The sequence below is a fragment of the Geminicoccus flavidas genome, assembly GCF_009806515.1.
Taxonomy (GTDB): domain Bacteria; phylum Pseudomonadota; class Alphaproteobacteria; order Geminicoccales; family Geminicoccaceae; genus Geminicoccus; species Geminicoccus flavidus.
The window spans coordinates 1-10536 of the sequence record NZ_WUJP01000750.1; the positions used below are offsets into that span (position 1 = coordinate 1).

Consider the following 10536-nt stretch of genomic DNA (forward strand, 5'->3'; position numbering starts at 1 on the left):
CCCGCCGACGCGGAGCCGACGTTCCACTCGAGGAAGGCACGAGTGTAGATGATGTAGCTGAGCGTCGTCGTGGCCTGGCCGGGACCGCCGCCGGTGGTGGTGAAGATCTCGGCGAAGATCGAGAGGAAGAAGATGCTTTCGATCATCACGACCGCGGTGATCGCGCGCGACAGATGCGGCAGGATGATCTGGAAGAACATCTGGATCGGATTGGCGCCGTCCAGCCAAGCGGCCTCCTTCTGCTCTTCCGGCATCGACTGCAGGGAGGTCAGGAACACCAGCATCGCGAACGGCGTCCATTGCCAGGCGATGATGATGACGATCGCGGTCATCGGCCAGTTCTGGAACCAGTCGACCACCGGCAGGCCGACCGTGCCGAGCACCCAGGACAGCAGCCCGTAGACCGGGTGCATCAGCATGTTCTTCCAGACCAGGGCCGCCACCACGGGCATGACGAAGAACGGGGCCAACGCCATCAGCCGGGCGATGCTGCGGCCGGGAAAGTCCTTCTCCAGCACCAGCGCCAGGATGATGCCCAGCACGACCGTGACGATCAGCGACGCGCCGACCAGGATCAGGGTCTTGCCCATGGCACCCCAGAACATCGGGTCGTTCAGGAGCAGGGAGAAGTTGCGGAAACCGGCGAAGCCGAACCGCTCAGGATAGAGCACGTTGTAACGGTGGAACGCGTAGTAGATCGTCATCGCCAGCGGGACGATCATCCACACGAGCAACACGCCCACCGCCGGCGCGATCAGTGCCAGCATGGTCCAGCGCTGCTTGGACCATGCTTCCTTGGCTAGGCCGCACCCGGCCACCGCCGTCCCGCCCTGACCCTGCAGACTAGCTGCCATGGTATCTGTGATCCTTCCGCCGTTGCAAACGCGGCGGGGCGGCCGCGGATGCACCCCTGTGGTGGAGGTGCATCCAGGCGGCCGCCCCGACCTTTGAAGAAGAGCTGCGGCTCAGTAGTAGCCGGCTTCCTGCATGATCCGGTCAGCTGCGGCCTGCGCATTGTCCAGCGCCTGCTCGACCGTGGTCTGGCCGGCCACCGCACCGGCGATGGCGCGCCCGAGCTCGGTGCCGATCGCCTGGAACTCGGGGATCGGCGCGTACTGGATCCCGACATAGGGCACCGGCTTCGCGGTGGGGTCGGTCGGATCCGCCGTGTTCATCGCATCCAGGGTCGGCTGGGTGAACGGCAGCTTGATGTATTCCGGCTCCGCATAAGTACTCTTGCGGGTGCCAGGCGGCACGGCGGCCCAGCCATTCTCGGCGGCGACCTTCTGGATGTATTCCTTGCTGGTCGCCCAGTAGATGAAGTCCTTTGCCGCTTCGGCGTTCTGCGAGGTGGCCGGGATCGCCAGCGACCAGGCCCACAGCCAGTGATTGCCCTTCGGCACCGGGCCGACCGGTGCGTTGGTGAAGGCCACCGTGTCGACGACCTTGGACTCGTCCTTGTTGAACATGTAGCCAGCGGCCGAGGTGGCATCCATCCACATCGCGCAGTTGCCACCCGCGAACAACGTGCGGTTCTCGAGATGGCCGTTGCCGGTAACACCGGGCGGGCCGTAATTGTTGACCAGGTCGACATAGAAGCCGACCGCGGTCTTCCACTCCTCGGAGTTCAGCTCCGGCTTCCACTCCTCGTCGAAGTAGCGGGCGCCGAACGTGTTGCCCATGGTCGAGATGATGGCCATGTTCTCGCCCCAGCCGGGCAGGCCGCGCAGGCAGATGCCGTACTGCTTGTTGGCCGGGTCGTGGAGCTTGGCCGCCCATTCCTTGACCTGCTCCCAGGTCGGCTGCTCCGGCATCTGGATGCCGGCTGCCTCGAACAGATCCTTGCGGTACATGGTGAAGCTGCTCTCGCCGTAGAACGGCATGGCGTAGAGCTTGTCGTCGACGCTCAGGCCCGCCCGCACCAGCGGGAACACGTCCTCGATGTCGTAGTCGGCCGGCACGTCGTCGAACGGCACCAGCCAGCCCAGCTTGCCCCAGATCGGCACTTCATAGGTGCCGATGGTCAGGATGTCGTAAGCGCCGGCCTTGGTCGCGATGTCGGTGGTGACCTTGGCGCGCAGCTCGTTCTCCGGCAGTACCACCCAGTCGAGCTTCACGTCCGGATGGGCGGCCGTGTACTCGGCCGACAGACGCTGCATCGTGATCATGTCGGGATTGTTGACCGTCGCGATCGTGATGCGCTTTTCCTGCGCGAAGGCACTGGTGCCCATCAAGGCGACAGCCAAAGCTGCGCCAATCATTCCGACTTTCATCGCTCACCTCCCAAGTATTGGACGCCATCGGCGCCAGCGGTGGATCGTTTCAAACTTGAGCGCTTCTGGCAGCCACCCTTCTACAAAGGGCCGGCGGCGCGATCAACCGCCGCGTGGGGCGTAGCGGTCGCCCAGCTAGCCGCGCTTGACGATGTAGATGCCGAGGAGGACGGTCAGGATCGTGCAGACCCAGAGCGGGATGGCCTGCTCCAGGAAGCGCATCCACAATAGATGCAGGAAGATCCCGAACACGACCCCGATGAAGCCGCGGTCGAAGGCGTTGGTCTTGATCGGCAGGAAGCCGTCGCGCGCGCTCACTTCGTGGACGACCGGATGGTCCATCGCTTTACTCCTTGACCGCGCCGAAGGTCAGTCCGGCCACGATGTGCCGCTGCACGAAGCCCAAGAAGATCAGGGCAGGTGCCAGGGTCAGCATCGAGAGCGCGGCGAGTTCGCCCCAGTTGGTGCCGGTCACCGTCACGAACTCGGCGAGGCCGGTCGTGATCGTGCGGGCCTCCACCGAGGTGAGGGTCGCGGCGAACAGATACTCGTTCCAGGCGAACATCCAGGTGAGGATGGCGGTGACCGCCAAGCCTGGCTTGGCCAGCGGCATGACCACCCGGGTCAGCACCTGGAAGGTGCTGGCGCCATCGATCATCGCCGCCTCGTCCAGCTCCTTGGGGATGCCGTCCATGATACCCTTCAGCAGCCAGATCGCGAAGGGCAGGTTGAACACGCAATAGAGCAGGATCAGGCCGATCCGGGTGTCGAACAGCTGGAAGTCACCGAGCCGGAAGACCTGCGTGTACAGCAGGAACAGCGGCAAGAGGAACACGGCCGCTGGCGCCATGCGGTTGGTGATCAGCCAGAAGAACAGGCTGTCCTCGCCGGCCAGCTTGTAGCGCGAGAGCGCGAAGGTCGCGAGGAACGCCAGCACCGTGACGATCAGGCAGTTGCTGGTCGCCACGATGATCGAGTTCCACAGATAGAAGCGGAACTCCTCGTTCTCGAGGACCTCGACATAGTTGCCCCAGTAGAAGCCGTCGAGCAGCAGCGACGGACGACCGAACAGCTGCACGCGGGTCCGCATCGAGACCACGAACAGCCACCAGATCGGCAGGAGCGTGATGAGCGTCATCACGCACCAGACGACGAGCGGCAGGACGATGCCCTTCTTCTTCATGACGCACGCGGCTTTCTGGCAACCAGGCCGACATAGAGGAACCAGCACAGCATGATGGTCAGGTAGAGGGTCATCAGCGACATGGCTGCGCCGTACCCATAATCAGTCTGAGGAAAGACCACCCGCCAGATATGCAGGCCGATATAGCGCGTGGCGGTGCCGGGGCCGCCACCGGTAAGCATCCAGACCTCGTCCACCGTGCGCAGCGCGTCCATCAGGCGGATGAAGGTCGTGGTGATCAGCACTGGCTTCAGCAGCGGCAGCATGATGTGCCAGAAGATCTGCCAGCGGTTGGCGCCGTCCACCTGCGCCGACTCGAACGGTTCCTTGGGCATGGCCGAGAGACCGGCCAATAGGGTGAGGGTGACCAGCGGGGTCCAGTGCCAGATATCCATCACCACCGTGGTGATGAACGCCTGATGCTCGAATGAGCCCAGCCGGAAGTCGATGCCGAACCAGCGGTTCAGGTAGTAGGGCAGGGGACCCAGCCCCGGCACGCACAGGAGCCGCCAGGCGGCACCCACCGCGATCGGCGCCACCAGCAGCGGCAGGGTATGGATGGTGCGGAACAGCCCCTTGAGCGGGAAGTCGCGCATGAACAACTGCGCGAGCAGGTAGCCGATGATCAGCTGGCTCAGCACGACCCAGAAGGTGAACTGCAGCGTCAGCCCGATCGAGCGCAGGAACTGGTTGTCGAAGACCAGGCGGCGGTAGTTGTTCACGCCGGCGAAGACGAGGTCCGGGTTCGCGGCGAACGGGTTCCAGTCGAAGAAACCGACGAACGCCACGTAGATGAACGGCACGAAGCCGAACACCGTCAGCACCAGGATGGTGGGCGCCAGGAACAGCCAGCCGGTGACGGGTGAGCGCAAGGGTGCGTTCCGTTCAGCAGGTTCAGGGAACGAGCGGGCCGGGTGGCGCAGGACTTGCGCCACCCGGCCCGGGATCGAGGTCAGTTCTTGCGGTAGCCCAGGCGGGTCAGCTCCTCCTCGGCACGGGCAGCAGCCCTGTCGAGCGCCTCGTCAGGGGTGATCGAGCCGGTGATCGCATCATAGAAGAAGGGCGCGATCGCCTCGCGGAGCTGGCCGTGGAACGGGAAGGCCGGCGCGCCGGCGAACAGCTTCCCCTGGTCACGCATCAGCGTGTAGTAGCCGTTTGTCTTCTGGTCCTGCTCCTGGACGCGCGGGTCGTCATAGGTCGTCTGGTGGGTGACACGCGCGGCATTGACCGCCCAGTCCACCTGAACGCTGTCCTGCCCGATGTACTGCAGGAACAGCAGCGCCGCCTCCTTGTTCTTCGAGGAGTGTGGGACGCCGAACGCGCCGCCGTCATAGTAGCCGATATAGCCCTTGCCGGCCTCGATCTCCTCCATCACGCCCGGCGCCACTGGCGGAAGGGCGACGCCGACCTTGCCGACCACAGTCGACTTGGTGTCGTCGGTCGCGATCCAGGCGGTGTTCTCGCCATAGACGAAGGCCTGGGCGGCACGGCCGGCGGAGAAGCTGGCGGCGACCTCGTCCCAGGTGGAGCTGGTCGATTCCGGCGGCGCATACTGGAGATTGCCGATCCACCAGTTCAGCGCTTCCTTGGCCTTGTCGCTGTTCATGGTGCCGCCGTTCTCGACGGTGGCGGCCCAGGTCTCGGTGTTCAGGCCCCAGTTGTAGACGCCGAAGGTCGGCGCGATCGATTCGACGAACTCGTAGAACGACGCCGGATGGCCGGAGCTGGCCTGCACCGTGGTGCCCCACAGCTCCAGGTCATTGTCCTGGCCGTACTGGGTGAAGAACTCGGCGATCTCGCGATACTGCTTGTGATCCTTCGCCGGCGCGAGGTCCCAGCCATACTTGGCCTTGAACTGTTCCTTGACCGCCGCGTCCTCGAACAGGTCGGTGCGATAGAGGTACGTCTTGATGAACGCCTCCATCGGCATGCCGTAGAGGTCGCCGTTCTCACCCTTGAAATAGTTCGCGAAGGTCGTGAACTCTTCCGGCTTAAAGGTCGGAGAAGCGATCGACGGGTTGTCCTTCAGCGACTGGGTGATGTTCACCAGGAAGTCTCGAGACAGGTAGGAATAGATGATGTCCTGCTCGATATAGACGAAGTCATAGATGCCGGAGCCGGCCTCCATGTCCTTGATCGCCTTGTCGTACATCTGGTCCCAGGACGTGGTCTCGAACTGGATGTTGATCCCGGTCTTCTCCGAGAACTCCTTGGCCAGGACGTCCTTGGCATAGTTGGAGGACGGGGTGCTTTCCGATACGCCGCGGATCGTAATACCCTTGTAGGGCTCGGCAGCCTTCGCCCAGAAGGCGTCGTCCGCAAACGCGTTGAAGCTCGTCGTCGACATCAGGACGGCGAGCGCAGCCGCGCTCAGTAACCCACGTCGGTTCATTTTCGACCCCCCATCCTGCTCAAACGCTCATCTTTCGAGCGCGAGCGCCTGCCCAATTGGTGGGCGACTGTTCGCCCAACTGGCCGGCCAGGGTCAAGCGCTTTCGCATAGCAGCCTTGCAGTGCTCTCATCTGTCACGAGCTGATCGATCAGCCTGCCCCGCAGCACGGCGCGGACCGCTTCCAACTTTTCCAATCCAGCGGCAATCGCGAGCAGGGGATGGGGTCGCGGCAGCGGCAGGCTGGTCACCCTGAGATTATGCGGATGGTCGAGCAACTGGCCGCGCATGTCATAGACGAAGCCCGACAGTTCGGCGACGGCGCCATGGGCGATCAGGTCCGCCATCTCGCCGCTGTCGATGAAGCCGTCCGCCACCAGCGGCGCCTCCGCGCCCATCTGGCCGATGCCGCTGACACCCAGCGTCACCCGTTCGGCCAGTGCTTCCAGGATCCGCCACAGCCGTTGCGACTGCCAGAGATCCCGTTCGTCCGGGCTGTCCACGACCAGCGGCATCGGCATCGGCCAGCGCTGGGCGCCGATCCGGTCGGCCAGACGGACCACGACCTCATAAGGGTTGGCCGAGCCGCTGCGGGCGATCGAGCCAACCATGCCGATGATCTGGTGCTGGGGCCGCTCGATCGCTGCGACTTCCGCCGCCGCGGCGCGCACCGCGCGGCCGGCGCCGACCGCGACGATCGTCGGCACCTTGGCGGTGAGCACCCGGTCGAGCCGTGCTGCGGCCGCATGGGCCAGCGCCCTTCCGCCCACATCCGGCACCACGTCGACGCTGCCGATACCGTAGGTTTCCTCGATCCGGGCGCTCAGGCGCATGCAGGCGGCGATCGGATGCTGGATGCGCACGCTGACCAGCCGCTCCGCCAGGGCCTGGGCCACCAGCCGCTGCACGGCGGCCCGGCTCAGGCCGAGCGAGCGGGCGATCTCCTCCTGAGTGTCGCCCTTGACGTACCAGAGCCAGGCAGCGCGTGCCGCGAGTTCACGCCGTGGCTCGGTCGCCAGGTTGATGTCGTCCAACCATCAGCCTCCGCATTATTGGCCCCTTCTCTAGGCAGGTTCGGGCAAACGATCAAACAATGAGCGAACGCCCTGCATCGGCCCGCATGGTCGCAGTGCCGGCCGTTGCCAGCGGGTCTGCTCTGCCGGTATCTGCCTGCGGCAGGGAGGACGGATGAGGGTCACGGGAACCGGCTCCGCGACAGGTCTCTCGTGAAACGATCTTTCGCGATGCCGGCCTTGCTGGTTCGTCCCCGCGAGCTGCCCGTCAACGTGTCGACCCGGACCGGCAGCCCGTCGACCGACTTCGTGAGGAAGCAACATGTTCAAGCAGCTCTTCGACCTGAGCGGCCGGGTGGCCGTGGTGACCGGCGGCGGCCGCAACATCGGCCTGTCGACCGCCATGGCGCTCGCCGAGTTCGGCGCCAAGGTCGTGATCGCGGAGATCGATCCGCAGGTCGGCGAGGAAGGGCTCGCCGCGCTCCAGGCCAAGGGCTACGAGGCCGAGCTCCATCAGCTCGACGTCACCAACAGCAAGGCGGTCACCGCCTGCGCCGACGCTGTCGTCAGTAAGTACGGCCGGGTCGACATCGCCGTCGCCAATGCCGGCATCGCCCTCGGCTCGCCCGGCGAGCTCATGCCCGACGAGCAGTGGCACAAGGTGATCGACATCAACCTGCACGGCGTGTTCTACACCAACCGCGCCTTCGGCAAGCACATGCTGGATGCCGGCAAGGGCTCGATCGTCAATATCGGCTCGATGAGCGGCATCATCTCCAACAAGCCGCAGGAGCAGGTGCACTACAATGCCGCCAAGGCCGGCGTGCATCACCTGACCAAGTCCCTGGCGGGCGAGTGGGCCAAGCGCGGGGTGCGGGTCAATGCCGTGGCGCCGACCTATATTGAGACGGCGATGACCAAGACCGGGGCGGCCAACCCGGACTGGTTCAAGACCTGGATGGAGATGACCCCGATGGGCCGGATGGGCCAGCCCTCGGAGATCGCCGCCTGCGTCCTGTTCCTCGCTTCTGACGCGGCCTCGCTGGTCACCGGCCACGTGCTCGTCGCCGATGCGGGCTACACCGTCTGGTAGAAGGTCCCGGGAGCCGCGGCCGGCCGTCGGTATGGCGGGTGCCGGACGGCGCCCGCGCGCCGGCCCCGCTCGCGGATTGACGGCGCCACCCGCCGCTGGTTCCCTGGCGGAGGGGCATGGCGCCGTCATGTCGGGCCGGGCTCTCCGGCGGGTCAGCGCGGTTGCTGTTCAACTCCTTCATCTTCATCTTCGGCTTCATGCCGCTGGTGCTGGCCGGCTACTATGCGCTCGGCCGGGTCGACGCGCGCCGCGCGGCGCTGGTCTGGCTGGGCCTGGCGTCGCTCGTCTTCTATGGCTGGGGCGACCTGCGCCACCTGCCCCTGCTGCTCGCCTCCATCGCCGGTAATTTCCTGCTCGGCCGGCTGATGAGCCGGCGGGCCGAGGCGGGCCTGCCGAACGGGCGGCTGCTGGCGCTCGGTGTCGGCCTCGACCTGGCCGTGCTGGCCTGGTTCAAGTACGCGGACTTCGCGGCGGCGAACCTAGCTGCGCTGGGCCTGCCCGTGCGCCCGCCCGGCATCGAGCTGCCGGTCGGGATCTCGTTCTTCACCTTCACCCAGATCGCCTACCTGGTCGATTGCTGGCGGGGCGAGACCCGGCACTACCGGCCGCACGAGTATTTCCTGTTCGTCACCTACTTCCCGCACCTGATCGCGGGGCCCATCCTCCTGCACCGGGAGGTGATCCCGCAGTTCTGGCAGGCCCGGCCCTACCGGTTCGAGCTCGCCCGCCTCCTGGTCGGCCTCACCATCTTCACGATCGGCCTGTTCAAGAAGGTTGTGCTCGCCGATGGGGTGGCGCCCTACGCCGACCAGCTGTTCGATGGGGTGGCGGGTGGCGCCGATCCGGACGCGGTGGGGGCGTGGATCGGCGCCCTGGCCTATACCATGCAGCTCTATTTCGACTTCAGCGGCTATTCCGACATGGCGGTCGGCCTCTCGCACATGCTGGGCTTCCGCCTGCCGGTGAACTTCTGGTCGCCCTATCGCGCCGGCTCGATCATTGAGTTCTGGCGCCGCTGGCACATCACCCTGTCGCGCTTTCTGGCTGATCATCTCTACCGGCCGCTCGGCGGCAGCCAGCGCGGTGCCAGCCGGCACTATCTGAACCTGATGATCACCATGCTGCTGGGCGGGCTCTGGCACGGTGCCGGCTGGACCTTCATCGCCTGGGGCGCCCTGCATGGCTGCTACCTGTCGCTCAACCACGCCTTCCGCCGCTGGGCAGGCAGCCGCCCCGCCGTCGCCCGTGCACTCCAGCGCCCGCCGCTCCGGGCACTGGCGGTGCTCGTGACCTTCCTGGCGGTCGTGCTGGGCTGGGTGCTGTTCCGCGCGGAGAACCTGGCGGATGCGGGCGTCATCGCCCGGGCCATGGCCGGGCGGGGCGGCGGCGAGAAGCTGTTCGACGGCATCGGCCGGACCTGGCTGCACCTGCTGCCGCTCCTGGCGATCCTGTTCTTCGCGCCGAACAGCTTCCAGATCATGCGCCGCTACACGCGCTATCGTCCCTATGCGAGCGGCAGGACGCTAGGCAGGGCGGCCGCCGAACCGAGGACGGGGCAGGGGCGCCTCGCCTGGCGCATGACCGGGCCATGGGCGGTGGCCACCGGCTGCGCCCTGGCCCTGGCACTCCTGTCGATGCTGACGGCGAGCAGCTCGCCGTTTCTCTACTTCCAGTTCTAGCCGCATGCGCTCCCGCACCGCCCGGCACCAGGCTGCCCGGTTCCTTTGCTGGCTGCTGGCGGCCGTGCCGGGCACGCTCCTGGCGCTGCTGCTGCTCTGCTTCGGCGTCCCGGCCTTCAAGCCCTATCTCTACCCATCCCCGGACATCGCCTGGATCCGCGATCTCTACCGGCACAAGGATGCGGCCCTTGCCCCGATCCCCGGCCCCCGCCTGCTGCTGGCCGGCGGATCGGCAGTCCATTTCGGCTTCGACGCCGACCGCATCACGGCAGCACTCGGCGTCGAGGCCTTCAACTATGGTGCGCATGGCGGCCTGGACCTCACCTACCTCCTGGACCGGGCGGAACGGGCAGCACGGCCGGAGGACACGGTTCTGCTGGCGATCGAGTACCCGCTGTTCCGCACGGCAGCGCCGTTCACCGCCCTGCCGGTTTTCTACAGCTCGTTCCACGACAAGCGCTTCTGGCAGCGCATGCCGGTCCGTCTCTGGCTGGACTATGCCAGCCAGTACGACCCACGCCTGGTGCTGCGGGCCGCCGCGGACAATCTCACCTACTGGAAGAGGGCACCGCTGAGCGAGCGCGGGGGCGGCTATCGCGTGGCGACGGTCGATGCACGCGGCAGCGAGCGCGGCGCCAGCGAGGCAGGCGCGACCCAGCGGATGCGCCAGCAGGTGGCCCGGGACCGGCAGGTGATCCGGCCGCTGGACCGCAACTCGCCCGGCAGCCGCGCGGTGGCCGGGTTCGTGCAGCGCCAGCAGGAGCGGGGAGTGGCCGTGCTGGCGGGCTGGCCACCCAGCCAGCGACGGCCGGAATACCGCGAGCCCGCAGCCCACCGCCTGTTCGCCGAGCTGCGCGCGTTCTGGCGGGATCTGGGGGTGGCGGTGGTCGGCGCGCCCGAACAGT

General features: G+C 66.3%; 9 protein-coding genes and 1 pseudogene. 3 read left to right on the forward strand and 7 right to left on the reverse strand.

The window, feature by feature from the left end:
* The 7 genes from EQG76_RS21435 to EQG76_RS21465 all read right to left on the reverse strand — a co-directional run.
* The coding region (locus EQG76_RS21435) for a carbohydrate ABC transporter permease (protein ID WP_159716364.1) at positions 1-854 on the reverse strand (854 nt) is incomplete at its 3' end.
* A 111-nt stretch (positions 855-965) separates the two neighbouring features.
* Positions 966-2231, reverse strand: a complete 1266-nt coding sequence (locus tag EQG76_RS21440; protein ID WP_235031494.1) for an ABC transporter substrate-binding protein — start codon at positions 2229-2231, stop codon at positions 966-968.
* Between the two features lie 177 nt (positions 2232-2408).
* Positions 2409-2615 (reverse strand): DUF2160 family membrane protein, encoded by a 207-nt coding sequence (locus tag EQG76_RS21445; RefSeq protein ID WP_159716365.1) that lies wholly within the window; start codon positions 2613-2615, stop codon positions 2409-2411.
* 4 nt (positions 2616-2619) lie between these two features.
* Positions 2620-3456, reverse strand: coding sequence for a carbohydrate ABC transporter permease (locus EQG76_RS21450; RefSeq protein ID WP_159716366.1), 837 nt, complete (start codon positions 3454-3456; stop codon positions 2620-2622).
* The gene (locus tag EQG76_RS21455) at positions 3453-4328 is read right to left on the reverse strand and encodes a carbohydrate ABC transporter permease (RefSeq protein WP_159716367.1); all 876 of its coding nucleotides are present in this window, start codon (positions 4326-4328) and stop codon (positions 3453-3455) included. Before EQG76_RS21455 ends, EQG76_RS21450 begins: the two co-directional genes overlap by 4 nt.
* Positions 4329-4408: 80 nt before the next feature.
* The gene (locus EQG76_RS21460; RefSeq protein ID WP_159716368.1) at positions 4409-5848 is read right to left on the reverse strand and encodes an extracellular solute-binding protein; all 1440 of its coding nucleotides are present in this window, start codon (positions 5846-5848) and stop codon (positions 4409-4411) included.
* A gap of 93 nt (positions 5849-5941) precedes the next feature.
* On the reverse strand, positions 5942-6880 hold the full coding sequence (locus tag EQG76_RS21465; protein WP_159716369.1) for a sugar-binding transcriptional regulator: 939 nt from the start codon (positions 6878-6880) through the stop codon (positions 5942-5944).
* A gap of 301 nt (positions 6881-7181) precedes the next feature.
* On the opposite strand from EQG76_RS21465, the gene EQG76_RS21470 reads away from it, so the two are divergent.
* The 3 genes and pseudogenes from EQG76_RS21470 to EQG76_RS21480 all read left to right on the forward strand — a co-directional run.
* Positions 7182-7952 (forward strand): SDR family NAD(P)-dependent oxidoreductase, encoded by a 771-nt coding sequence (locus tag EQG76_RS21470; RefSeq protein ID WP_159716370.1) that lies wholly within the window; start codon positions 7182-7184, stop codon positions 7950-7952.
* A 161-nt stretch (positions 7953-8113) separates the two neighbouring features.
* Positions 8114-9631, forward strand: a complete 1518-nt coding sequence (locus EQG76_RS21475) for an MBOAT family O-acyltransferase (protein ID WP_159716371.1) — start codon at positions 8114-8116, stop codon at positions 9629-9631.
* 4 nt (positions 9632-9635) lie between these two features.
* A pseudogene (locus tag EQG76_RS21480) lies at positions 9636-10536 on the forward strand (hypothetical protein); the annotation flags it as partial.

Excerpts from the sequence above, each read along its gene's own strand:
- EQG76_RS21440 (WP_235031494.1), bottom strand. The coding sequence starts at position 2,231 with ATGGGCACCAGTGCCTTCGCGCAGGAAAAGCGCATCACGATCGCGACG.
- EQG76_RS21445 (WP_159716365.1), bottom strand. The coding sequence starts at position 2,615 with ATGGACCATCCGGTCGTCCACGAAGTGAGCGCGCGCGACGGCTTCCTG.
- EQG76_RS21450 (WP_159716366.1), bottom strand. The coding sequence starts at position 3,456 with ATGAAGAAGAAGGGCATCGTCCTGCCGCTCGTCGTCTGGTGCGTGATG.
- EQG76_RS21460 (WP_159716368.1), bottom strand. The coding sequence starts at position 5,848 with ATGAACCGACGTGGGTTACTGAGCGCGGCTGCGCTCGCCGTCCTGATG.
- EQG76_RS21470 (WP_159716370.1), top strand. The coding sequence starts at position 7,182 with ATGTTCAAGCAGCTCTTCGACCTGAGCGGCCGGGTGGCCGTGGTGACC.